The following is a 23,150-nucleotide window of genomic DNA, read 5'->3' as shown; positions in this document are numbered from 1 at the left end:
TCAACAAGCGTTACATTTTTTCTCAAAATGGGTTTCTCGTGTAAGGATATCAGGAGGCAGTATGAAGGGTTTTTACTTGGTCGCATGCATTGTCGGAACAGTGGTTCCTTATTCTGCCTTACTCTCTTGGCTTGGAGAGTTTGGTTTTTCCATTCCCCTCATCATCGAGCACATCAACAGCAATAAAATGGGGTTATTCGCGTGGTTAGATGTATTGATTTCCGCTGTCGTGCTTATTGGGTTTATTTTATATGACAGTAAAAAAATTGGGTTTACCCAGCCTTGGAAACCCATTTTGGGTACGTGTCTCGTGGGTGTGTCTCTTGGTTTGCCTTTATACCTTCTGCTCCGCGAGATGCATCAAGAAACGCAAATGGCACTCCAAAGCATGTATTGACTCGTCATCCTTCTTCATTTTTCCTCATTGTACAATTGCAATTGGGTGTTAAAATGTCGCCAATTTTTATCCTTATTTACGCGGTACCCAATAGGGTGCCGCTTTTAAACACCCAAAGGAAATCTCATGACGGTTAAAACTCGTTTTGCTCCTAGCCCAACTGGCTATCTGCATGTCGGTGGTGCGCGTACAGCACTTTACTCTTGGTTATTTGCAAAGAGCCAGGGCGGTGAATTCGTTCTGCGTATCGAAGATACGGATTTGGAGCGTAACTCTCAGGAAGCCGTTGATGCGATTCTAGAAGGGATGAAGTGGCTTGGTCTGGAGTGGAATGAAGGTCCTTACTTCCAGTCTAAGCGTTTTGACCGTTACAACGAGCAAGTGGATAAATTGCTTGCGGAAGATAAAGCTTACAAGTGCTATGCATCGAAAGAACTTCTTGATGAGATTCGTGAAGAACAAGAAGCCAACAAAGAAATGCCGCGTTACGATGCAAATCACCCTAAAATTAAAGCCGCAAATGAAGCCGCGAAAGACGGTGACCCTTGTGTAGTCCGTTTCCGTAACCCGAAAGAGGGAAGTGTTGTCTTTGATGATCAAATCCGTGGTCGCATTGAAATCAGCAATGCTCAAATGGATGACCTCATCATTCGCCGTACCGATGGTTCCCCAACGTATAACTTTGTTGTGGTTGTCGATGATTGGGATATGGGGATTACGCACGTTGTTCGTGGTGAAGATCACATCAATAATACCCCTCGTCAAATTAACATTTATGAAGCGTTGGGTGCACCAGTTCCTACGTTTGCTCACTGCGCAATGATTCTGGGTGACGATGGGGCGAAACTATCAAAACGTCATGGTGCGGTTTCTGTGATGCAATACCGCGACGAAGGTTACCTTCCAAATGCGTTGAACAACTACCTTGTTCGCCTTGGCTGGTCACATGGCGATCAGGAAATTTTCTCTCAAGAAGAGATGATTAAGCTGTTTAGCCTAGGAGCGATTTCTAAGTCGGCTTCGGCGTTTAATACGGAAAAACTGCATTGGTTGAACAACCACTACATTAAAACATCGGATCCGGCATACGTAGCAGAGCATCTTCAGTGGCACCTAGATAACCAAAACCTAAGCACTGAAAATGGTCCTGCCATTACAGACGTCATCACGCTGGTTGGTGAGCGCTGCAATACGTTGGTAGAACTTACAGAGCAAATCCGTTACTTCTATGAAGATTTTTCGGAGTTTGAAGCGGGCGCCGCGAAGAAACACTTACGTGGCGTTGCAAAAGGTCCATTAGAGCTGGCACTGGCAAAAGTGGAAGCATTAGATGAGTGGGATACTGAAAACATTAAAGAAGGCGTTATTGCCGCGGTGTGTGAAGAGTTAGAAATTGGCATGGGGAAAATTGGTATGCCACTTCGAGTTGCTGTTACTGGCAGCGGTCAATCGCCATCGGTGGATGCAGTTATGGAACTGATAGGCAAAGATCGCGTGATTGCTCGTATCAAGATGGCATTAGCATTCATTGCAGAGCGTGAAGCTAACGCTTAGTCGAAATTCCTTGAAAAGACCGCTGCTGTGCGGTCTTTTTTATTTCAGCTTGAGTCATTTCAACCTTAACTACTTCAAATCAATGCTGTTCAAGCGACCCATGTAAGTCAGAATCTCAATATTGTGTTTGTGTGCTTCAAGTAACGCCTTTTTAGTTTGCGTATAAGCCGCGAGTTTACCGTGTTTGTTAATCGAGCAAACTTTGGTTTTGTACTTGTATTCGCCGCTTTCATTGAACTCACGCCATTTTGCCAAATAACACGCGTCCCGATGTTCCGGGTCGGATTTTGTCGGATTAGGCTTATAGACAACAACGGGCTCTACACTGTGCGGTAGGCGGGTCATTAGATACGGATCTTTTAGCAAACGCCGCCAAAATTTCCCCCACATTTCTCTACCGAGTTCATTGCGTAGTTTGATGGCTTTTTTCAAACCTTTCTTTTCACCAATGCGCACAAACCCCACAGAGCGATGCAATACCGTGTCATCTGGGGTGTGGATGTGTATTTTAAATGCAGTTTTGCTTTTAGAAATAAACCTGTGCCCGGTACTTGTTGTTAGGCTGCTTTTCTTCATAAGGGACGAAATTGATATGTTTGTTACTTGATGAAAAGAATAGAAGAATTTGCCGCTCGTTTGAAGAGCGTCGCAACTTACACGGCACCCCAGTCACACTTTTACACTAGAAGTGATTCAAGCATCTTATGAACGATGCAAATCTGAAACTTTTTGTTATTCCTGTCAAACCTTTCGCCACATGGATCAAGATCTCAAAGACAACCGATCAAACCATTGGGATGTAACAACAGTCGGATTGTTTCCATTCAGGGTACTGGCAATCCTTTTCTTTAGATTTAAAACGCGTTGAGTCCTTGCTAGTTAGTGCCATAGGTCACAACTGGGTATTCATACTTTTTTATTATCTGAACGTTGAGCACTGACTTGAAACGAGAGTTCAGGATGCCGACAGAGAGGACATCATTGAAGTTTTGGAAGATATTGGTGATGATCTAAAAATGGGTCTATTCCCAATAACACGTAAAATAAGGGCAAATGAAATTGCAGGCTAAAGAAGATGCTTTCACTGAAGTATTCGGTATCCAAGCGGATGTAGATAAATACCTATATCTAGAACAAACAAGCCTCTCAGATTCAGAAGCTATTTGTGATGGTGAATGGCTTATATTTGATGGCTCTTCAAAGTTATCAACTTGGCGCCCTATAACGCTCGACTGGCTAATACATGATGACTCGGCAGATTTGGAGAAGCCAATGGTTGCCGCTTGGGGGAGCAGTACTTTTGTTATTCGTCACGACATAGCACCTAAATTTCAGGAAGAGATGGGGGCATCTTGCGAGTTTTTACCTGTGAATGTTGATAACTCGGTATGGTATGCATTAAATGTTGTTTCTAAACTGGATGCGCTAGACAGCGAATTGACAGAGGTAAACTACAAACCCAATGGTCGAATACATAAAACCAGACCATACAAACGATTCGTTGTCGATCGCAACAAGGTTTCTACTCCAAAGTTGTTTAAGTTAAGTGACACTCCGATAAGCCTATATACGTCGAATGCGGAAAACAGCTTTTTAAACCTAGTGACAAAAAATGAATTCACTGGGCTTAGCTTTTATGAAATCGAGAGTTCCGGCTCGTAATTTATCTACGATATCAAGCTGTGTAGCACCGATTACAGAAAAATAGAAAATTGCTACATGGGTGCTACATATAGTGGCAATAAACAAAAAAGACTTAGCTTAAAAATAAGCTAAGTCTTTGTTTTATATGGCGCTCCCGACAGGATTCGAACCTGTGACCTGCCCCTTAGGAGGGGGCCGCGCTATCCAGCTGTGCCACGGGAGCGGAGTATTTTTATAATACCTATTTTTTCCCCGATGTTAAGCGTTTGGTTTTAATCAAAAATTTGTTTGTGCATCACATCGCCAATTTGAACGCTTCGGGCTAGGTTAGGCTGATTGATTGAAAGCTCTGCCCCTTTATCATAAACACGTGTTACGGTAAGCGTAATATCACTCTTAGAAACGCGATTGCGAGCAATGCCGTTTTGATCAATAAAGGCTCCGGTGTGCCAAAGTTGCAATACGTCACCTTTTTTCACTCCGTGTCGGCGACCTAAGTCGATGGTGACTGTATTGTCTTTTATCGACACAACTTCCGGCAAGGTGATCTTACAAGATAGCTCGGATTCTAAATCCAGCATGACGTTGCGACTAACACGCATCATCATCTCCCCGTAAGTAGAAGACCAGAATCGCGCACCTTTGGTGTCGACTTTACTGGTTTTCGGGAAAGGCCAAAGAGCGACTTCTCGATAATTTTTAGTGTACATCTCACTGCCTGTTTTACCATCAAAAACGATGACTTCCATGGCGAATTGTCGGTTAATGGTTTCTCTGCCAAGCAAGGACGTTTCGACGGTGGCTGTCAGGTCTGTAATGGCAGCGGTCATGAGGTATTGCGCCCCTGTATCCTGAGCCAGCATTTTGATGACTTCGGGTTGATCTCTTCTTATTTCATATTCTGTGGTTCCTATGGAATAGAAGCTCAACGATTCATCGTTTAATTGGCGGCTGATGATCGTGCCGTAATCTTTACCTAGAGAATATATGCTGCCCATTACCGCTTGGGTTGGCTCTAATATATCGATAAGTCCAACTGCGAATGTTTTTTTGTATTGATCCACATGGCAACCCTTTGCCGAAGGGTAAATATCTACCCTAACTTTCAGCCTAACTTTGCCACCTGAAACATCTTCATTCATGATGCGGACATAACGAACTTCATGATTAGTGAATTGATATTCTTGGCGAGGCTCCTCCAAAAATGGCTGAATAAAGCTGAGTGTGCCGATGTCTGCACCGGAAAAACTCATTGCCTTATATAGGGCATCCTCAATGGCGTAAATTCTTGCTGCCTCTTTTGTTGACACTATCGTGGCATCACCATTGACTTCATACCATGCAGCATGAATCCCAGTTGAAAAAATCAAACTGAATATCAACAAAATGGTTCGAAAATCGTATTTTTTCATCAGTGCTTTACCATGTGGGTATGTTTTTTGCTAGATACTTGATTAGCAGGTTTCGGTGAGTTTTTTCTTAGCGAGCAACTAAGGAAAGCAAGTATTGTTCCAACAATGGGTAAACACGTTGGAGTAATGGCACCTAGTATATCCGGAGATGAAGAGAATGAAGAAATGGTTTGTAGTCGCAATGACAATGCTTTTAGCATCTTGCGCGTTTTCACCCATATATGATGGTAAAGATACGTATCCGGGCAGTCGATTTATGCTGATGGATACGCCACGTCATACCATGGACTTTTTTGTAGAAAGTTTAACCGAAGAGTTAATTCTTTCTAACACGAGTGTTTCAGCGCGCTCACCAATTGCCATCACATCGTTTGTTGATTTGCAAAATATGGACACGACAAATTGGTTAGGGAACTCAGTTTCTGAGGGGTTTATCCACCAATTTCAACGTCGAGGTTTTAAAGTGGTGGACTTTAAAGCAACGGGCTCTATTCGAGTGACGCAAGAAGGGGATTTCGCCTTTAGCCGTGATTGGAAAGAGTTAGCGAGAGAGCAAGACGTTAAGTATGTTCTGACGGGAACGATGCTACGTCAAGAAGGCGGTGTGCTGGTGAATGCACGTGTTGTTGGCATGCAAACTCGTATTGTTGTTGCAACGGCACAAGGTTTCTTACCTGCCGATCGTATTGGTCGTGACCTAGAAACTCTGCGAAGCATTCGTACTCAGGATGGTGTGATTATTCGATCTGACCCCGAGATGAAGACACAGAACACAATTATTCTACGCCCATAGCTTCTTATAGCTTGGCTTTTGTGGACGGGCTTTTAGCCGGTTAGCCCTTAAGCTGATGAGTGTGTAGCAGAGATTAAAGGTGAGAGAAATGAAAAAGATATTTTTACTAATTGCAGTGCTGGTGGCAGCAGGTTGCCAGCCTATCAATAACCGCGGTGAGAACGTTTTGGTTGCAGTAGGATATGCAAGTATCAGCGATCAAAGAGGACGCAATGCTGAAGAGAAGCAGGTGCGTGCGTTGAGAGCGTCAAAAGTTGATGCTTATCGTGAACTCGCAGAGCAAGTTTATGGTTTACGAGTCAGCGCGAGATCGGATCTTGAAGATCAACGTCTGGGGGCTGAGTATGCTTCAGGAGCTGTAGATGGTGTTATCCGTGGCGCTGAGGTCGTTAGAACTTATGCGGTAGGGGATAATTACATAACCGAGCTCAAGCTGGATATCGAGAAGATGGATAAGTTACGTGAATACGGGGACGTCCAGCAAGTGCCGATTAAAAAGAAATCGTCTCTATTTTAATGGCACGAAACTTCTATTCTCTTCAACGACTGCTTTAGTAAAACAATTGCTCTATAAAAATAATGGCTCTATAAAAACGAAAAGCGGCAACCTTCGGGTTGCCGCTTTTCCAATTCGTTTATATTTCGTTTGATATTTGCGCGTTTAAACTCACGCTTTGATATTTGTGCCAAGCGTTGAAAAGGTTTGTGTTTGCCCACCGGCATTGTAAGTCATCCCAATTTTGCCTCGACTTTGCTGCATGAGGTTATGCAGTTTATTAAAGCTAAGTTGAGCGCGTTGTAAGGCTTCACCGTTGATTTCATTCATCTGCTGGCATTCAAGCACAATCGATTGTACTTGCTTGACTTTATCTGCGAACGTGGCATTAGACTGCAGTTGTTCGACATCAGTATGCTCGGCCATTCGCTTATCGGTTTGTTGGAGTTGGTTTATCAAGGCGAGTTTTTGCTTCGCTAAGGATTCGATGTCTTTAGATATACGATTAGCGATTGCGATTTTTTCCTGCTCTAGCAAATCCGAAAGGGATTGAGCATTCTTAATTTGATATTCGAGTAGACTATTTAATGTTGCCATACATCAAGAACCGAAAAAAAACTGGACTGTAGCTTTTACAGTCCAGCTAGTTCATCTTCAAACTTCACCATATTTTCTGCCAGCTTCTCCGGATCTACAGTGTAGGATCCGTTTGCAATTGCCTCTTTAATAGCGGCGACTTTCGCGCTATCAAAACTGGGCTCGGCAGCCATAGATTGGTGAAGTTGACCGATCGCTTTGCTTTCTTGGCTAAGCGAGACAGCGTCTTTGCCGCCACTTTTAGGTTCGGCCACAGAATCAGAACGTGACGTAGCGTTTGAATCTGTGCGGGTTGGAGTGCGGCTGGTTGCCACATTTTGCCCGGACCTTAATTGATCAATGCTTGCCATAGTTTGAGCCTTATTCACAAATTATAAAGAACCTGTACAAATGATATCGACACGGATTTGGAATACTTTAGCTAAAATTTACTCAAAAGATTGAGTTTTTTCATTTTCCAATTTATACAGATCAAAACGTAACCGTTACTTCTGCAATTCCAGTAACTATAGCATCAATTATACGATTTGATTTGGTATTTTTCACCTTTACTTGCTCACCTTGAGCGCCATCTGAGAGAGCGGTTCCTTTCGTAGTGATGGTTAATTCACCCTTAACAGCTTTAATGATAACGCCCTCATTACGGCAAACGACGCAGATATCTCGACGTTCGATTACCTCGCCTTGTCTGATGTTTTTCTTTAGTTTTGCACCCGTGACTTGATCCATTTGATTAAAACCATACCGACGATAAGCACGTTGTTCGACAAAAGTTATGCTAATATCTGATTTGTTAATGAGTTCACCTCTAGCTAGAGGACGAAGAGCTGTGACTAACGGGCGCATTAGGGTTATGCGTACCGGAACGTACACACGCCAGTTGTCTTCTATACACTCGACAAGTACGGTTACATTGGTATTTGAATGAGAATTAGAGGGGGAAGAGGTCACTAAAGGTGATGGACAGCTTGATGTTTTTATGCGCGAATCCAAGTTAGCAGCGTTTAATTCTAACTTGTCCGATGAGGCTGTCTTAAAGGTTGCTTTTACGTGTGCTTTTGCGGCGTTTTGGATATCCTTGATCTGTTGCTCAGTAGCAGCGGAACAATATAGGCTAAAGAAAGTTAAACAAAAGCCGATACTTTTCCCAAACTTTTTGCAGATGGCTCTACACTTAGATATAGATTGCATACTGAGAATTACCTTATAATACGCTATTTTGTATGTAATGATCTTGGTTGTCAGATTTTCATTATACTTTACTAGAAAACGCTTGAGATGGAGATGCGCTTATGACGGGTATTCTTGATTCGGTGAATCAACGCACACAACTCGTCGGTCAAAACCGATTAGAGCTTTTAACGTTTCGTCTAATGGGACGTCAGCGTTATGGCATCAATGTATTCAAAGTTAAAGAAGTACTCCAGTGTCCCAAGCTGACGTCGATGCCTAATTTACACCCTTTGGTGAAAGGTGTCGCGCACATTCGGGGGCAAACCGTTTCCGTTATTGATTTGAGTTTGGCTACTGGTGGTCGCCCAACAAGCGATCTGGACAAGTGCTTTGTTGTGATCTCAGAATTTAACCGAACGATTCAAGCATTTTTGGTGAGTTCTGTTGAAAGGATCATTAATATGCACTGGGAATCGATCCTTCCTCCACCTGATGGCGCAGGTAAAGCCAACTATCTAACAGCGGTTACTAATATAGACAACGAATTAGTCGAAATTCTTGATGTAGAGAAGATTTTGGCTGAAATTTCTCCAATTGATGAAACCATGAGTGAAGACATCAAAGAAGAAATTGCCAATATTCAGCAAGAAAGAAACATTGTGCAGCGTATTCTAATTGCTGATGATTCTACGGTGGCCCGCAAACAGGTACAACGTGCTATTGAAGGACTTGGCTTCGAAGCAATTGCAGTGAAAGATGGTAAAGAAGCCTACGATAAGCTTGTAGAGATGTCCTCCGAAGGGAGTATCTATGAGCAAATTTCGTTGGTGATTTCAGATATCGAGATGCCTGAAATGGATGGCTATACATTAACAGCCGAAATTCGCAGAAATAATGACCTGAAAGATCTGCATATCATTCTCCATACCTCATTGAGTGGGGTGTTCAACCAAGCTATGGTAGAACGAGTAGGAGCAAACGAATTTATTGCGAAGTTTAACCCTGATGAGTTAGGCTCAGCAGTTAGAGCAGCGGTATCCGGCTAAAGAGAACTGAATGACAGCGATAACTATAAGCGATCAAGAGTATCGCGATTTCAGCCGTTTCCTAGAGTCCCAATGCGGGATTGTATTAGGCGATAGCAAGCAGTATTTGGTCAGAAGTCGATTGAGTCCTCTGGTAGGCAAATTTAATGTTGCATCGCTTTCTGATTTATTGAGAGATGTGATCTCCGGTAGAAACCGCGAACTTAGAGTGGCAGCGGTTGATGCAATGACGACAAACGAAACACTTTGGTTTCGTGATAGCTATCCTTTTTCGGTGTTATCTGACAGATTGTTGCCGGAAGTGGCGGCAAATAAACGCCCAATTAAGATTTGGTCAGCGGCGAGTTCTTCTGGACAGGAGCCTTACTCGATTGCGATGACTATTTTGGAAACGCAGTCAAAGAAACCGGGCATGCTATCTAACGTATCGATTACAGCGACGGATATATCTTCCAGTATGCTGGATGCATGTCGTGCGGGTATATATGACAACTTAGCGCTTGGTCGCGGTCTTTCTCCTGAGCGCCGTAAAATGTTCTTTGAAGATGCTGGTGACGGCAAAATGAAGGTGAAAGATAACGTTAAGCGCATGGTTAATTTTCGCCCTCAAAACTTAATGGATAGCTACGCGCTACTGGGTAAATTCGACATCATTTTTTGTCGTAACGTTTTGATCTATTTCTCCCCAGATATGAAATCAAAAGTACTTAACCAAATGGCAGGTTGTTTAAATCCTGGGGGCTACTTGCTTTTAGGTGCTTCGGAGTCGTTGACGGGATTGACGGATAAATTCGATATGGTTCGTTGCAATCCTGGAATTATTTATAAGCTAAAGTAATCGCGTTAACCATGTATCCAAAACTATTTTTCTAAGCCCAGTAATCATTGCTGGGCTTTTTATTACCGCGCTATCCTACTCACACTCAATTACTGACGAAAGACGATGTTAGGTATACACTCAGTAATGACATTCCAAATATTATTGATCCAGCTAATCACATGATCAGTAAGGATCGCTTCAAAGACACGCATAAAAACCCTATGGTTGCATAGCTTTTGGCTTAATATTTGCTTGTATTAAATCTGTAAACTTATTTTCTTTTGGCTACCAACTAAAACTTGGCACGCAGATTGCAAAATAATTTACAGGTAAGTCAGTTCTTTTTGGTAGAGGCAAGATATGGCTATTTCGTTTGATAAAGCTTTAGGAATACACCAACACACCGTTGGCCTACGTGAGCGCAATGCTGAGGTGATTTCTACCAACATCGCACAAGCGAACACTCCTGGCTTTAAAGCGAAGGGCATGGATTTCGACAAGGCGCTTGTAGCGGCAAAGTCGGGGGCAAGCTTTGGTCTTTCTCGTACCGATGGTCGGCACATTAATGCCTCTACTAATATTGCAGGGGATACTCTGTATCGATTACCAACACAACCGGACACGGGTGACGGTAATACTGTTGATGTGGATTTGGAACGTAATTTGTTTATGCAAAACCAAATTCGCCATCAAGCTTCACTGGATTTCTTAGGCAGTAAGTTTAAGAACCTAACTAAAGCCTTAAAAGGGGAGTAAGTAGATGAGCTTATTTAATGTATTCAATGTAACTGGATCTGCCATGAGCGCTGAGTCGGTTCGTCTAAATACCACCTCTAGTAACCTAGCAAACGCAAACAGTGTAAGCAGTTCTGCTGAAGAAACTTACAAGGCGCGTCATGCTGTTTTTGGGGCCGAGTTAGGTAAAGCGAAGTATAACCGCGACCACAATGTTCCTGTGAAGGTAATGGGCATCATTGAAAGTGATAAACCGCTTGATGCTGAGTATAACCCTGAACATCCACTGGCAAACGACGAAGGCTACATTTTTAAGTCGAATGTTAATGTGATGGAAGAAATGGCAAATATGATTTCTGCTTCTCGTGCGTATCAAACAAACGTGCAAGTTGCAGATGCAAGCAAACAAATGCTGCTGCGTACGCTGCAGATGGGTCAATAGGGATAAGGAGGTAACGTAATGGCCGGAATCAACAATGTTGGTCAGAGCGGCTTGTCCTATGTTGATCAGCTTAAGAGCCTGCAAGAGCAGAATAAGACTGAGAAAGTAACGGGACAAAATGAACTTAACCAAGAAGATTTTCTTTCGTTGCTTACCAAGCAACTTGCTCAACAAGATCCTTTTAAGCCGGTCAGCAATGACCAGATGATTGCGCAAATGGCTTCATTTGCGACCGTCGATGGTATTGGGAAGATGAATACTCAGTTCGAAAGTCTGAATTCATCCATGACGTCTAACCAAGCGCTGCAAGCATCGTCATTGGTTGGTCGTGATGTACTAGTCCCTGGTGCCGCAGGCATGAAACCTGATAACGCTGGTATGTCTGCCATGGTTAAGGTACCTCAAGCGCTGGATAATATGTTTGTCCGGATTGAGAACGCACAAGGGCAACTTGTTCGTACCCTTGACGTAGGGGCAACACCTGCCGGTGATAGTAAGGTTGAATGGGACGGATTAGATGAAAACGGTAATCCATTGCCGGGTGGCAAATACAGCGTGAAAGCGGGTGGTTTGCTAGACGGGGAAGCACGTGAGTTTGAAGTTTCAACTTACGCAAACGTGAACAGCGTGCTCCTTGGTAAAGGTGATGGAAATGTACTGCTCAATCTGGCTGGCTTTGAATCGCCAGTTCGACTAGCTGAAGTACTCGAAGTTGGAAAAGCGTAAAGCGCTAGCTAGATAGGAGAATTTTGGAATGTCTTATATTGCTTTAAGCGGGTTATCCGCAGCTCAACTGGACTTGAACACAACCAGTAACAACATTGCGAACGCCAACTCATTTGGTTTTAAAGAGTCTCGTGCGGAGTTTGGAGACGTTTATTCAAACTCAATTTTCACCAATGCTAAAACCGCAACGGGCGGTGGTGCTCAGGCGCAAAAAGTCGCACAGCAATTCCATGAAGGCTCCAGTATTTATACGAATAACCCAATGGATTTGCGAATTTCTGGTACAGGCTTTTTTGCTGTATCGAAAGATCGTTTAGAACCAAATTTGAATGAACTAACTCGTAATGGTGCTTTTCACCTGAACAAAGATAACTACATGGTGACTTCTAATGATGAATATCTATTGGGTTATCAGGTGAACCCTGATACTGGTGAGGTTGCGTCTTATGAGCCTCAGCCATTAAACATTCCAGCGGAATTTGGTCGTCCGAAACCGACAGAAAATATTGAGCTAGGTGTTAACATGCCAGCTAATGGTGAAGTGAAAGATCCAGCATTGTTCGATATTACGGATCCGACGACGTATAACCGTTCTACATCTTCGACTATTTATGACTCAATGGGTCAGTCCTATAAGATGACGACTTATTACCTGAAAGACGCTACTCAGCCAAATACATGGCAATCGTATTATACGATGACTGATGGTGAAGGAGAGAAGCCAATCAATATTCAAGGTGGTGATGCGACTTCGCCGGCTGGACATGTGGGTCACACTCTTAAGTTTAATAACGACGGTACGTTGGCCAGTATCAATAACGGAGTAAAAGTGATTTCTGAACCGTTAGGAACTGGCGCAGTACCAATCAACCTAAATGGTGCGGATGTAAACCAGCAAATCGAGTTTAACCAGCTTGGAGCAACCCAATATGCAGCTCCATTTGAATTGAATAAATTCAATGAAGATGGTGCTACAACAGGCTTTTTAACTAAGATTGATTTCGATGAATACGGTAGCGTCATGGGCACTTATTCAAACGGTGAAGCGGTAACGCTAGGGCGTGTTGCGCTCGTGCGTGTGCCGAATGAGCAAGGTTTGGATAAGAAAGGCGGTACTCAGTGGAATTCTACTCAATTATCTGGTGATAAGATTTGGGGGGAATCGAACAAAGGTTCATTCGGTTCGGTAACGAGCGGTACTCTGGAGCAATCGAACATCGACATGACTCAAGAGTTGGTGGATCTGATTTCAGCTCAGCGTAACTTCCAAGCGAACTCACGTTCACTAGAAGTCCACAATGGTTTGCAACAGAACATCCTCCAAATTCGATAACATCTACAATCATCTGTCATTGCCGCTTTATGCGGCAATGTTTGTTTTGGTTCTGCCATTTTCTCTTCCTCGGTTTCTCCTCTTCGTCTCATCGCTCCTTAGATATCAATGCTGTAAAATTTGGCACAATAGTTGCTTATATGCTTTATAGACTTTTATGGGAGCACACCATGGATCGTTCACTGTTTCTCGCGATGAGCGGGGCAAAACAAAACATGCAGGCAATGCAGCTTAGAGCCAATAACTTGGCTAACGTCAGTACAACGGGCTTTCGTGCCGACTTGGCACAGGCTCGTTCTATGCAAGCGTATGGCGAAGGCTTGCCGACTCGAGTGTTCAGCATGACGGAACGCCCAGGGCAAAGCTTTGCTCAAGGCAGTGTGATAACAACGGGGCGCGATCTGGATGTCACCATAGAAGGTAATGGTTGGATTGCTGTTATGGATAAAACAGGCAAAGAAGGGTTAACCCGTAACGGTAATCTGCACATCGATCAAACTGGATTATTGACCAACAGTTCTGGTCATCTCGTCTTAGGGGAAACTGGTGCGCCGATTACTTTGCCTATTCCATTGAGTAAGGTCGAAATCGGTCGAGATGGCACGATTTCTGTGATCCCACAAGGTGCGCCAGCAGATGCGATGGAAGCCGTCGACAGAATTAAATTAACCAACACGGATAACCGCTCTTTGTACAAAGATACAAACGGACTTTTCCGTGGAAAAAATGACAATAATGAATACGAAGCTGATGCAAATATCAAAATTATGACTGGAGCCGTTGAAGGCAGTAACGTCAATGCTGTAGGTGAAATGACCAGTTTGATCGACTTACAGCGCCAGTTTGAAATGCAAGTCAAAATCATGAGCACAGCAGAAGATATGGACAAAGCGTCTGATTCTCTGCTGCGTTCCAGCTAACCGTTAGAATGAGGATTGAGTTATGCATCCAGCATTATGGGTAAGTAAAACAGGTTTAGATGCTCAGCAAACGAATATCTCGACCATTTCGAATAACCTAGCAAACGCCTCAACGGTTGGTTACAAGAAGAGTCGCGCAGTTTTTGAAGATCTTTTCTACCAAAACATCAACCAACCTGGCGGTCAGTCATCTCAAAATACCGAATTGCCTTCTGGTTTGATGCTTGGCGCTGGTTCAAAAGTTGTCGCCACGCAAAAGGTGCACACGAATGGGAACGCACAAACGACGAGTAACGCCTTGGATCTCATGGTGGAAGGCGATGGCTTTTTCCAAATCTTATTACCTGATGGCAACATCGGCTATAGCCGAAATGGTCAGTTTACGCTTGATGGCGAAGGCGCTGTCGTAACATCGGGGTCAGGGTATCGACTGGAGCCTGAAATTGTGATTCCAGATAACGCGATTTCCATTACCGTAGGCAACGATGGTGAAGTATCCGTTCGGATACGTGGTCAGCAAAATAACCAAGTGGTTGGTCAGATTACAACCGTTGATTTCATTAACCCTGGCGGGTTAGAGCCCATTGGCCAGAACCTTTATTTGCCTACCGGTGCTAGCGGGGATCCTCAAGAAGGCGTACCCGGTTTGGAAGGTTTAGGGTCGATTCGTCAATCCATGCTGGAAACGTCGAACGTGAATGTCACCGAAGAGCTCGTGAATATGATTGAAGCTCAGCGTGTATACGAAATGAATTCCAAGGTCATTTCATCTGTCGATAAGATGATGAGCTTTGTGAATCAACAATTGTAATAAGGTGACTGTCATGATGCGTTTACTCTTGGTTTTTCTAACACTGGTGATGGCAGGTTGTACGTCGATACAAAAACCGGAGGGCACGGATCCGAATGCGGGGACAACGGTTGTCGATGCGATCGAAGGTGACCAGTCCAGCAGTGGTGGTATTGTGGATACATTGCGCAGTAGAACTGAGCCAGTAGCAGGCGATCCGGCTTGGGCGCCGATTCATCCTAAGCAGAAACCCGCGCATTACGCGACAGCAACAGGTTCATTATTTAACAGTCAGCAGACCCAGAATCTGTATGACGATAGTAAACCCCATGGAGTCGGTGATATTGTCACGGTGAATTTGGCGGAAAATACCAAAGCCGCGAAAAGTGCCGATGCCGATCTGAGCAAATCAAATGACGCGTCGATGGACCCACTGAGTGTTGGTGGGCAAGAGCTGAAGATCCAAGATTACAACTTTTCATACGAATTGAGTAATCAGAATAACTTTACGGGGAATGCTTCGGCCAATCAGTCAAATAGCATCAGTGGTTCTATAACGGTTGAAGTGATTGAAGTGCTCGCTAACGGGAATCTGATTATTCGTGGCGAGAAATGGCTTACCTTAAATACAGGGGATGAATACATCCGCTTAAGCGGCACAATTCGACCGCAGGACATAGATTTTGACAATACGATTGCCTCAACTCGAATTTCAAATGCGCGAATTCAGTATTCAGGCTCCGGAAATCAACAAGATATGCAAGAGCCTGGATTCTTGGCACGATTCTTTAATGTATCTCTGTAAGTGAGAGAATTGTCGGAGTTTTGACATGTTAAAGAAATGGACAGTAGTAGTCGCGGGTTTGATGATACTGGCAATCGGTTCAGCCCAAGCCGCGCGAATAAAGGATGTGGCTAAAGTTGCTGGGGTTCGTAGCAACCAATTGGTTGGTTACGGTTTGGTAACGGGGTTACCAGGTACGGGGGAGTCCACACCGTTTACTGACCAAAGCTTTAATGCGATGCTTCAAAATTTCGGCATCCAATTACCTCCAGGCACAAAACCTAAAACGAAGAACGTTGCAGCGGTGATTGTAACCGCTGAATTACCTGCATTCTCCAAACAAGGTCAGCAAGTTGACGTGACGGTTTCATCGATTGGTGCAGCAAAAAGCCTTCGAGGCGGAACGTTGCTGCAAACTTTCTTAAAAGGTTTGGATGGTGAAGTTTACGCCGTAGCACAAGGTAATTTGGTGGTTAGTGGTTTTAGTGCGACGGGGGCTGATGGGTCTAAAATCGTTGGTAATAACCCTACAGTGGGCATCATTTCTAGCGGAGCAACGGTTGAACGTGAAGTACCTAACCCATTTAGTCGTGGTGACTACATTACTTTTAACCTTTTGCAATCTGACTTTACTACAGCGCAACGTATGGCCGATGCGGTCAATAATTTCCTAGGTCCTCAAATGGCCCAAGCGATTGATGCGACCTCCGTAAAAGTGCGAGCACCGCGTGAAGTGAGCCAGCGAGTGGCTTTTTTATCTGCGGTTGAAAACGTTGAATTCAACCCTGCTGATGGTTCGGCAAAAATCATCGTTAATTCGCGAACGGGCACCATCGTTGTTGGTAAGCACGTTCGGTTAAAACCTGCTGCGGTGACACATGGCGGCATGACCGTTGCGATAAAAGAAAACCTCAACGTCAGTCAACCTAACGCAATGGGGGGGGGGAATACCGTTGTTGTGCCAAATAGCGATATTGAAGTATCAGAGCAGTCTGGCAAGATGTTTAAGTTTGAGCCGGGTCTTACACTCGATGATCTAGTGCGAGCAGTGAATGAAGTTGGCGCGGCGCCTTCAGATTTAATGGCTATCTTGCAAGCGTTAAAACAAGCGGGTGCCATTGAAGGTCAGCTGATTATTATCTAGGAGAACATGATGGTTAAGAATCCTAACGATATAGGCTTTATTCACGATATTGCCTCCCTAGATAAACTTCGTCAGGGCGCAATGGGTGCCGGAACAGATGAAGAAAAGCAAGCGGCTTTGAAAACGGCGGCAAAGCAGTTTGAGTCCATTTTCACATCCATGCTTTTTAAATCAATGCGTGATGCGAATACGACCTTTGAATCCGACTTAATGAAAAGTCAAAATCAGGATTTCTATCGTCAAATGCTCGATGAACAAATGGCAAGTGAAATGAGTGATTCTGGTTCGTTAGGGCTCGCTGACATGATTGTTGCTCAGTTGAGTGCTGGAGCGGGTGAAGACTCGTCTGAAATGACCATGAGAAATGCAGCATTGGATGCGTCACTTCGCTTGCCAGTGGATTCCGATAAAGTGCGTCAAGTAGCAGCAACGCGTGCAGTAAGTGAGTCGGCATTCGATACCCCACAACAGTTTGTTGATAAATTAAAACCTTATGCGGATAGAGCAGCACAAGCTCTTGGTGTGGATGCTTCGGTCATCATTGCTCAAGCGGCATTGGAAACCGGTTGGGGGCAGAAAGTTATCAAGAACTCTCTAGGATCGAGTAACAATTTATTCAATATTAAAGCCGACAAACGTTGGGATGGTGGCAAAGTCTCAACCCAAACTCTAGAGGTTTATGATGGTGTTCCCGTTAAGGAGAAGGCAGACTTCCGTTCTTATTCTTCTTATCAAGATAGCTTTAACGACTACGTGCGTTTCTTGAATGATAACCCTCGCTACCAAACCGCTCTTCAACATGACGGGGATAATAAAGCGTTCATTCATGGAATACACAAAGCGGGTTACGCTACCGACCCGAACTATGCTGATAAAGTCCTAAGAGTGAAAGCTCAGGTGGATGATATTTTAGGTAATTAATGAATTTAAAGCTGCACTATTTGTGCAGTTTTTTGTTTTAGCCTTTCTCAAATTATTCTCCTCCATTGCTCTACTAAACTTACCTCCCCCTTCTTGGATAGTTCGATGGCATACATATTGCATTTATATCACATGGTGATGCAGTAGCGATTTTATTGATTCTAAGCAATTCTTTTTGGGGGCATTATGTCATCGGATCTACTTAGTGTAGGTACACAAAGCGTCTTGACAGCTCAACGGCAATTAAATACCACCGGTCACAACATTTCTAATGCGAATACCGAGGGCTACAGCCGTCAGTCTGTGATCCAGGCAGTTAATACCCCTAAGCAATTTGGGGGGCAAACTTATGGCATGGGTGTCCATGTGGAAAATGTTCGCCGCTCATGGGATCAATTTGCCGTTAATGAGCTTAACCTCACTACGACAGAGTTTGCGAATAAGCAGGATACCGAAGAATACTTGGATAACATTACGAACATGTTGTCTTCAGTGGCTTCAAAGAAAATCCCTGAAAACATCAACGAATGGTTTGATACATTAAAAACACTGGCGGATTCCCCTAATGATATGGGTGCCAGAAAAGTGCTGTTAGAAAAATCACAATTGATCACCCAAAACCTAAACCACTTTTATTCGGTTGTGCGTACTGAAAGAGAAAACGTCAATAAGAAAATGCAGGGCACCATTGAGCAAATGAATTCACTGGCGATCGAAATACGTGATGTTAACCGTTTGATGATGCGTACACCGGGACCGAACAATGACCTTCGAGATGAACAGGAACGTCTGATCAATGAACTGGCTCAATTCACCAAGGTAACCGTCACGCCACGTAAAAACAACGAAGGCTTTAACGTACATATAGGTAACGGACACACTTTGGTCTCTGGGACAGAAGCGAGCCAATTGACTCTTTTACAGGGCGACCCTGATCCACAGCAGCTACGCATTGGTATGGTTGAAGGTAAGGGAGTTAAAGCCGTTAAGCATGATGGTTTGAATGGTAAGTTAGCGGCATTCTTGAAAGCACGTGATGAATCTATTCCTAATGTTATGAGCGAGCTTGGGCGTATAGCGATCGCCATGTCTTTTGGTGTCAATAAATTGCAATCACAAGGGTTAGATTTACGTGGGGATATTGGTGAAAACGTATTTACCGATGTTAACTCAGCTGAAATGCTGAAATCACGTGTGATTACTTCGACAGATTCAAAAGCAGAGATCGGTGTTTTTATCGAAGATATTTCTCAGCTCAGTAGTGGAGAGTATTCGGTTAAATACGATGGCTCTAGCTATCGTGTCACTAAACCAAGCGGTGAGAGCATTACCGTTTCTGATAGTGACTTTGCAAACGGCTTCATTTTGGATGGTATGAGGATCAATGTAGAAAACGCGCCTGAAGAAGGAGAGCGCTTTCTCATCCGCCCTACTGAGAGTTCCGCCTCTTTAATCAGAGTGGAAATGAACGACCCTGCAAAAATTGCCGCTCAAAGCTACGAAAGTTCTTACACGGAAGCATTAGGCACCGCTAAATTTAACATTCTTCAAGCCGGGAATTTAAGAGAGTTTCAAATTGTTGTCTCTCCAACGGGAGACCAGTTCGCCGTTTTGGATATGAAAGGGCAGGTTGTAATGCAACCTCAAGCTTATCCGCCTTCTGGCCCTGTTACTGTTGATGGGACGACATTCGAACTGACTAGCGGGGCAAAGGCGAACGACAAATTTGCGGCAAACCTTGTCCCTTCTGAAGGTGACAACGGTAACTTGCTCAAAATGCAGAATATCCAAACGGATAAGGTGATGAATGACGGCAATACAACCGTGCTGGGTGTTTATAAAGACTTAAATACCGATGTTGGGTTGAAAACATCCACTGCCTCGCGACTTGCCGATATTGCCAAGCTAGAAAATGAAGCGGCAAAAGAGCGTATAGCTTCCATCTCTGGGGTTAACTTGGATGAAGAAGCTGCAAATATGATGAAGTTTCAACAAGCTTACATGGCATCTTCGCGGATCATGCAAACGGCGAACGATACCTTTAATACGATTTTGGCACTGAGATAGAAGGGGAGCTAGATGATTAATCGAATAGCCAGTTTCCACAACTATCAAACGGTACAGAATGACCTACAGCGTCAAGAGCAAAAAGTGTACAACAACCAAGCCCAATTAGCGTCGGGTAAGAAATTGCTTACTGCCGCAGATAATCCGTTAGCCGCTCACTATGTTCAGGGAATAAAACAGCAAACAGAAGAATTGCGTCAATACATGGATTCCATCGTATTGATTCGTAACCGCCTTGAAAACCAAGAGGTGATCATTGCGAATGCCGAGCAGCATACAGATGATGCCAAACGCTCGGTTATGGAAATGATTAATGGTTCGCTTTCTCCAGAAGATCGTGCAGCGAAAGCACGTGAGCTTGAAGAGATGGCCCTTAACATGCTCAATCTTGCTAATACACAAGATGAGTCAGGCAACTACATTTTTGCCGGAACCAAACCGAAAAACCAACCGTTTTTTAGAGATAATAATGGGAATGTTTCGTATATCGGGGATTCTTATCGCCGCAATATGAAAATTGCCAATGGTCTTGAAATACCGGTAAGTGATCCGGGCAATAAAGTGTTTATGGAAATTGATAACCCATTAGGTGACTACGATCCGCAATATAACCTTCAGGTTGCGTCTGAACTGCTGGTTGAAAGTGCAACAAATTTAAATTATTCCGATACCTCTGAATACAACATTACGTTTGTTGATATGGGGGACGGGAGCTTCGGTTATCAATTGGCAAAAGATGGCTCTGTAGTGAAATCGGACACTTACGATCCAAAAGTCGGTATAAAGTACGAAGATTTGCAAATTCGATTCAAAGGTCGGGTTACGCCTGGAGACAATATTACGTTCGAGCCGAAGAAAACCTTCAGCATCTTTGATACTTTTCAAAAAGCACAAGAATATTCTCAACGCTCGGTTGCTGATTCTAGTGGTACGGCAGAACTTCACCAGGTAACAGAAGAGTTTCAGAAAGCTTTTACCCATATCAATACGGTTCGTACTGATTTGGGTTCGCGCTTGAAGACTTTGGATATTCAAGAAGATCAGCATGATGACTTCAAGCTTTCTATGGCGAAGTCAAAAAGTAATTTTGAAGATCTTGATTACGCACAAGCGGTGATCGAGTTCAACGAAAACTCATTAGCACTCAAAGCCTCCCAACAAGCTTTCGGGAAAGTGAAAGACTTGACACTGTTCAATTACATTTAAACTCTTTTTGCAACCTCACGCCTTATGTGCTCAGCCTTAAGTGCCCGGTTTGCCTCTTGAGAGGAAAAGGTAAAAGATTGCCGCTAAAGCCATTTCGTGCGGTAAACAGAAATAAAGAGAGTCACTTTTTCTGTGCTTATTGAGATATCTCTAAGAGAAAAAAAGAAAGACAGTGAATTTAATTTGATTCTAACTCATTAAAAAATAGATAAATAAAATTTAATTCATATTAGCGGTAAGAATGTTGAAAAAGTTGGCATACAAGTTGAATGTATAAATGTAACGAAACAACTTAGGTGCAGTTAGAAGTTCACCACTAAATAAGTTGGACTTCTAAAAGTAACTTTCGGTCAGTGCTTATCCAATAAAGTATTAGCTGACCGGTTCGCTGAGAAAGCGAACTCAACAGGAGAGCAAACTATGGCTGTAACAGTGAGCACTAACGTTTCCGCAATGACGGCACAACGTTACCTAAATAAGTCGACCAACGACCTTAACACATCGATGGAGCGTCTATCGTCAGGGCACAAAATTAATAGTGCAAAAGATGATGCAGCTGGCTTGCAAATCTCCAACCGATTGACAGCGCAATCACGTGGTCTTGATGTAGCAATGAGAAACGCCAACGATGGTATCTCCATTGCCCAAACTGCAGAAGGTGCGATGAACGAATCAACCAATGTTCTGCAACGTATGCGAGACCTTGCGATTCAGTCTGCCAATGGTTCGAACACCGATGCAGACCGTAGAGCTATCAACGAAGAGGCAGTTGCGTTGCAGGATGAACTCAACCGCATCGCTGAAACCACATCCTTTGGTGGGCGTCGACTGCTTAATGGCTCATTTGGTGATGCTGCATTCCAGATTGGTGCTAACTCCGGTGAAGCAATGATCATGGCACTGACAAGTATCCGGGCTGATGATACACGAATGGGCGGCAGCACTTTTGTTGCACCACCAGAAAGTGCCAAAGGGATAGATTGGGGTGTACCTGCAGACAAACTTGATATCAAGTTTGAATTCACAACAAAGGCGGGTGAAGCACAAGTTATCGAGATAATGGCGAATGCTGGTGATGATATCGAAGAACTGGCGACATACATTAATGGTCAGTCGGATATGATTCACGCTTCTGTCAGTGAAAATGGACAGATACAAGTTTTCGTAGCCGAACCACATTTGGAAGGTGATCTTACTATCTCTGGGGCACTTGCCGGGGAAGTCGGGTTAACGAGTGGTCCGGGTGTACAAACGACGGTTCAAGATTTGGACCTCAGAACGGTTGCAGGCTCTCAAAACGCCATTAGCGTAGTGGATGCCGCGCTCAAGTATATTGATAGCCAACGTGCGGATTTAGGTGCGAAACAAAACCGACTCAGTCACAGCATCAATAACTTAGCAAACGTACGTGAGAATGTGGATGCTTCCAACAGTCGTATCAAAGATACAGACTGGGCAAAAGAGACCACGGAACTTACGAAATCGCAGATTTTGCAACAGGCAGGTACATCAATACTTGCTCAAGCAAAACAGTTGCCAAACTCAGCAATGCAATTACTTCAATAGTAATGCACGTCATCGCCTGGACAGACGTGGATGGGCGAATGGTGAAGCTAAGTTAGCAAGCGCGGAAGGTACAAAAAACAGGACGCTCTCTCATCTCTTACCTGCGGAATGTTTAGTAATTTGTATTGGATGCACCTGGCTAGTTAGGGATATGTTTCATTTCTCTGATCTCCGCATGACTCTGACTAGTAACAGCCCCGGTTCTCTCAAAGGAAAAGGGGCTTTTTTCTTGCCTAAAGAAAACCACAACCTAATGCATCAATACATAGCCTCTTATGTATTTGATTCCTAGATCTGTTGTTTCTAGTTTTTTGATTCTACTAACAAATCGTATTTGGATAGGACTAGTGATTTTTTAGAAAGGGGTGATAACAGATTCTTTCAAGTGGGCTAAATGCTGGACGCGCCTATGGTATAGGTGTGTTGAGATGAAAACAAAAAACGCCACCCGAAGGCATAATGCCGCTCGCTTAACAGCGTGCGGCTCTTTTCTTATGTGGATACCGGGGAGCCTTATACAGAACAACCCGAGGAAAAGGCTTCCTCTTTCTTTTCTTGGGTAAAATGAGTCGCTTACCACTTTC

General features: G+C 43.8%; 24 protein-coding genes and 1 tRNA gene. 19 read left to right on the top strand and 6 right to left on the bottom strand.

The window, feature by feature from the left end:
• Window positions 1-61 precede the first annotated feature (61 nt).
• Both HC752_RS21640 and gltX read left to right on the top strand, forming a co-directional pair.
• A complete protein-coding gene (locus HC752_RS21640) occupies window positions 62-397 on the top strand; it encodes a DUF2834 domain-containing protein (RefSeq protein ID WP_190337283.1) in 336 nt (111 codons plus the stop codon).
• Between the two features lie 126 nt (window positions 398-523).
• Window positions 524-1,951: a glutamate--tRNA ligase gene (gene gltX / locus HC752_RS21635; protein WP_190337282.1), complete on the top strand. Its 1,428-nt coding sequence runs from the start codon at window positions 524-526 to the stop codon at window positions 1,949-1,951.
• A gap of 69 nt (window positions 1,952-2,020) precedes the next feature.
• Here the strand turns inward: gltX and HC752_RS21630 are convergent, their stop codons facing one another.
• On the bottom strand, window positions 2,021-2,527 hold the full coding sequence (locus HC752_RS21630) for a Fe3+-citrate ABC transporter substrate-binding protein (protein ID WP_190337281.1): 507 nt from the start codon (window positions 2,525-2,527) through the stop codon (window positions 2,021-2,023).
• 477 nt (window positions 2,528-3,004) lie between these two features.
• Between HC752_RS21630 and HC752_RS21625 the strand changes: the two genes are divergently transcribed.
• Complete coding sequence (locus HC752_RS21625) at window positions 3,005-3,613, top strand: imm11 family protein (protein WP_190337280.1); 609 nt, start codon at window positions 3,005-3,007, stop codon at window positions 3,611-3,613.
• 128 nt (window positions 3,614-3,741) lie between these two features.
• Here HC752_RS21625 and HC752_RS21620 read toward each other — a convergent pair.
• Together HC752_RS21620 and HC752_RS21615 are read right to left on the bottom strand one after the other, a co-directional pair.
• Window positions 3,742-3,818: transfer RNA gene (locus HC752_RS21620), tRNA-Arg, on the bottom strand.
• Window positions 3,819-3,867: 49 nt separating this feature from the next.
• On the bottom strand, window positions 3,868-5,007 hold the full coding sequence (locus HC752_RS21615) for a flagella assembly protein FlgT (protein WP_190337279.1): 1,140 nt from the start codon (window positions 5,005-5,007) through the stop codon (window positions 3,868-3,870).
• Between the two features lie 157 nt (window positions 5,008-5,164).
• On the opposite strand from HC752_RS21615, the gene HC752_RS21610 reads away from it, so the two are divergent.
• Together HC752_RS21610 and HC752_RS21605 are read left to right on the top strand one after the other, a co-directional pair.
• Window positions 5,165-5,800 (top strand): FlgO family outer membrane protein, encoded by a 636-nt coding sequence (locus HC752_RS21610; RefSeq protein ID WP_104399140.1) that lies wholly within the window; start codon window positions 5,165-5,167, stop codon window positions 5,798-5,800.
• Between the two features lie 88 nt (window positions 5,801-5,888).
• Window positions 5,889-6,317: an LPP20 family lipoprotein gene (locus tag HC752_RS21605; RefSeq protein WP_190337278.1), complete on the top strand. Its 429-nt coding sequence runs from the start codon at window positions 5,889-5,891 to the stop codon at window positions 6,315-6,317.
• A 150-nt stretch (window positions 6,318-6,467) separates the two neighbouring features.
• On the opposite strand, the gene HC752_RS21600 is transcribed toward HC752_RS21605, so the two are convergent.
• The 3 genes from HC752_RS21600 to flgA form a co-directional block, all read right to left on the bottom strand.
• Complete coding sequence (locus HC752_RS21600) at window positions 6,468-6,893, bottom strand: flagella synthesis protein FlgN (RefSeq protein WP_190337277.1); 426 nt, start codon at window positions 6,891-6,893, stop codon at window positions 6,468-6,470.
• Window positions 6,894-6,928: 35 nt separating this feature from the next.
• Window positions 6,929-7,243: a flagellar biosynthesis anti-sigma factor FlgM gene (flgM, locus tag HC752_RS21595; RefSeq protein ID WP_190337276.1), complete on the bottom strand. Its 315-nt coding sequence runs from the start codon at window positions 7,241-7,243 to the stop codon at window positions 6,929-6,931.
• A gap of 121 nt (window positions 7,244-7,364) precedes the next feature.
• Window positions 7,365-8,111 carry a flagellar basal body P-ring formation chaperone FlgA gene (gene flgA, locus HC752_RS21590; RefSeq protein ID WP_446751454.1) on the bottom strand — a complete coding sequence of 249 codons (747 nt, stop codon included), beginning with the start codon at window positions 8,109-8,111 and terminating at the stop codon, window positions 7,365-7,367.
• Window positions 8,112-8,185: 74 nt separating this feature from the next.
• Between flgA and HC752_RS21585 the strand changes: the two genes are divergently transcribed.
• From HC752_RS21585 to HC752_RS21520, 14 genes are all read left to right on the top strand, one after another.
• A complete protein-coding gene (locus HC752_RS21585) occupies window positions 8,186-9,112 on the top strand; it encodes a chemotaxis protein CheV (RefSeq protein ID WP_190337274.1) in 927 nt (308 codons plus the stop codon).
• Between the two features lie 10 nt (window positions 9,113-9,122).
• The gene (locus HC752_RS21580; RefSeq protein ID WP_190337273.1) at window positions 9,123-9,950 is read left to right on the top strand and encodes a protein-glutamate O-methyltransferase; all 828 of its coding nucleotides are present in this window, start codon (window positions 9,123-9,125) and stop codon (window positions 9,948-9,950) included.
• Window positions 9,951-10,292: 342 nt separating this feature from the next.
• Window positions 10,293-10,688, top strand: coding sequence for a flagellar basal body rod protein FlgB (gene flgB / locus HC752_RS21575; RefSeq protein WP_190337272.1), 396 nt, complete (start codon window positions 10,293-10,295; stop codon window positions 10,686-10,688).
• A gap of 4 nt (window positions 10,689-10,692) precedes the next feature.
• Window positions 10,693-11,109, top strand: coding sequence for a flagellar basal body rod protein FlgC (flgC, locus tag HC752_RS21570; protein WP_190337271.1), 417 nt, complete (start codon window positions 10,693-10,695; stop codon window positions 11,107-11,109).
• An 18-nt stretch (window positions 11,110-11,127) separates the two neighbouring features.
• Complete coding sequence (locus HC752_RS21565; RefSeq protein WP_190337270.1) at window positions 11,128-11,835, top strand: flagellar hook assembly protein FlgD; 708 nt, start codon at window positions 11,128-11,130, stop codon at window positions 11,833-11,835.
• 28 nt (window positions 11,836-11,863) lie between these two features.
• On the top strand, window positions 11,864-13,168 hold the full coding sequence (flgE, locus tag HC752_RS21560; protein WP_190337269.1) for a flagellar hook protein FlgE: 1,305 nt from the start codon (window positions 11,864-11,866) through the stop codon (window positions 13,166-13,168).
• A 170-nt stretch (window positions 13,169-13,338) separates the two neighbouring features.
• Entirely contained in the window at window positions 13,339-14,088 is a 750-nt protein-coding gene (locus HC752_RS21555; protein WP_190337268.1) for a flagellar basal body rod protein FlgF, read from the top strand.
• Window positions 14,089-14,110: 22 nt separating this feature from the next.
• The gene (flgG, locus tag HC752_RS21550; RefSeq protein ID WP_190337267.1) at window positions 14,111-14,899 is read left to right on the top strand and encodes a flagellar basal-body rod protein FlgG; all 789 of its coding nucleotides are present in this window, start codon (window positions 14,111-14,113) and stop codon (window positions 14,897-14,899) included.
• Between the two features lie 13 nt (window positions 14,900-14,912).
• Window positions 14,913-15,683: a flagellar basal body L-ring protein FlgH gene (gene flgH / locus HC752_RS21545; protein ID WP_190337266.1), complete on the top strand. Its 771-nt coding sequence runs from the start codon at window positions 14,913-14,915 to the stop codon at window positions 15,681-15,683.
• A 25-nt stretch (window positions 15,684-15,708) separates the two neighbouring features.
• Window positions 15,709-16,806 (top strand): flagellar basal body P-ring protein FlgI, encoded by a 1,098-nt coding sequence (locus HC752_RS21540; RefSeq protein WP_190337265.1) that lies wholly within the window; start codon window positions 15,709-15,711, stop codon window positions 16,804-16,806.
• 9 nt (window positions 16,807-16,815) lie between these two features.
• Window positions 16,816-17,727, top strand: a complete 912-nt coding sequence (flgJ, locus tag HC752_RS21535) for a flagellar assembly peptidoglycan hydrolase FlgJ (RefSeq protein WP_190337297.1) — start codon at window positions 16,816-16,818, stop codon at window positions 17,725-17,727.
• 186 nt (window positions 17,728-17,913) lie between these two features.
• The gene (gene flgK, locus HC752_RS21530; RefSeq protein ID WP_190337264.1) at window positions 17,914-19,794 is read left to right on the top strand and encodes a flagellar hook-associated protein FlgK; all 1,881 of its coding nucleotides are present in this window, start codon (window positions 17,914-17,916) and stop codon (window positions 19,792-19,794) included.
• A 12-nt stretch (window positions 19,795-19,806) separates the two neighbouring features.
• Entirely contained in the window at window positions 19,807-21,000 is a 1,194-nt protein-coding gene (flgL, locus tag HC752_RS21525; protein WP_190337263.1) for a flagellar hook-associated protein FlgL, read from the top strand.
• Between the two features lie 420 nt (window positions 21,001-21,420).
• Window positions 21,421-22,566 (top strand): flagellin, encoded by a 1,146-nt coding sequence (locus HC752_RS21520; RefSeq protein WP_190337262.1) that lies wholly within the window; start codon window positions 21,421-21,423, stop codon window positions 22,564-22,566.
• Window positions 22,567-23,150: the final 584 nt, after the last annotated feature.

This window comes from Vibrio sp. S9_S30, from assembly GCF_014694455.1.
In the GTDB taxonomy this organism is placed as follows: Bacteria; Pseudomonadota; Gammaproteobacteria; order Enterobacterales; family Vibrionaceae; genus Vibrio.
This window is presented reverse-complemented; position numbering and strand designations above follow the sequence as displayed.

Excerpts from the sequence above, each read along its gene's own strand:
- HC752_RS21605 (WP_190337278.1), top strand. The coding sequence starts at position 5,889 with ATGAAAAAGATATTTTTACTAATTGCAGTGCTGGTGGCAGCAGGTTGC.
- HC752_RS21600 (WP_190337277.1), bottom strand. The coding sequence starts at position 6,893 with ATGGCAACATTAAATAGTCTACTCGAATATCAAATTAAGAATGCTCAA.
- gltX (WP_190337282.1), top strand. The coding sequence starts at position 524 with ATGACGGTTAAAACTCGTTTTGCTCCTAGCCCAACTGGCTATCTGCAT.
- flgH (WP_190337266.1), top strand. The coding sequence starts at position 14,913 with ATGATGCGTTTACTCTTGGTTTTTCTAACACTGGTGATGGCAGGTTGT.
- HC752_RS21555 (WP_190337268.1), top strand. The coding sequence starts at position 13,339 with ATGGATCGTTCACTGTTTCTCGCGATGAGCGGGGCAAAACAAAACATG.
- HC752_RS21565 (WP_190337270.1), top strand. The coding sequence starts at position 11,128 with ATGGCCGGAATCAACAATGTTGGTCAGAGCGGCTTGTCCTATGTTGAT.
- HC752_RS21640 (WP_190337283.1), top strand. The coding sequence starts at position 62 with ATGAAGGGTTTTTACTTGGTCGCATGCATTGTCGGAACAGTGGTTCCT.
- flgE (WP_190337269.1), top strand. The coding sequence starts at position 11,864 with ATGTCTTATATTGCTTTAAGCGGGTTATCCGCAGCTCAACTGGACTTG.
- HC752_RS21610 (WP_104399140.1), top strand. The coding sequence starts at position 5,165 with ATGAAGAAATGGTTTGTAGTCGCAATGACAATGCTTTTAGCATCTTGC.
- HC752_RS21615 (WP_190337279.1), bottom strand. The coding sequence starts at position 5,007 with ATGAAAAAATACGATTTTCGAACCATTTTGTTGATATTCAGTTTGATT.
- HC752_RS21520 (WP_190337262.1), top strand. The coding sequence starts at position 21,421 with ATGGCTGTAACAGTGAGCACTAACGTTTCCGCAATGACGGCACAACGT.
- flgK (WP_190337264.1), top strand. The coding sequence starts at position 17,914 with ATGTCATCGGATCTACTTAGTGTAGGTACACAAAGCGTCTTGACAGCT.
- flgJ (WP_190337297.1), top strand. The coding sequence starts at position 16,816 with ATGGTTAAGAATCCTAACGATATAGGCTTTATTCACGATATTGCCTCC.
- HC752_RS21585 (WP_190337274.1), top strand. The coding sequence starts at position 8,186 with ATGACGGGTATTCTTGATTCGGTGAATCAACGCACACAACTCGTCGGT.
- flgC (WP_190337271.1), top strand. The coding sequence starts at position 10,693 with ATGAGCTTATTTAATGTATTCAATGTAACTGGATCTGCCATGAGCGCT.
- flgM (WP_190337276.1), bottom strand. The coding sequence starts at position 7,243 with ATGGCAAGCATTGATCAATTAAGGTCCGGGCAAAATGTGGCAACCAGC.
- HC752_RS21580 (WP_190337273.1), top strand. The coding sequence starts at position 9,123 with ATGACAGCGATAACTATAAGCGATCAAGAGTATCGCGATTTCAGCCGT.
- flgG (WP_190337267.1), top strand. The coding sequence starts at position 14,111 with ATGCATCCAGCATTATGGGTAAGTAAAACAGGTTTAGATGCTCAGCAA.
- HC752_RS21540 (WP_190337265.1), top strand. The coding sequence starts at position 15,709 with ATGTTAAAGAAATGGACAGTAGTAGTCGCGGGTTTGATGATACTGGCA.
- flgL (WP_190337263.1), top strand. The coding sequence starts at position 19,807 with ATGATTAATCGAATAGCCAGTTTCCACAACTATCAAACGGTACAGAAT.
- HC752_RS21625 (WP_190337280.1), top strand. The coding sequence starts at position 3,005 with ATGAAATTGCAGGCTAAAGAAGATGCTTTCACTGAAGTATTCGGTATC.
- flgB (WP_190337272.1), top strand. The coding sequence starts at position 10,293 with ATGGCTATTTCGTTTGATAAAGCTTTAGGAATACACCAACACACCGTT.
- HC752_RS21630 (WP_190337281.1), bottom strand. The coding sequence starts at position 2,527 with ATGAAGAAAAGCAGCCTAACAACAAGTACCGGGCACAGGTTTATTTCT.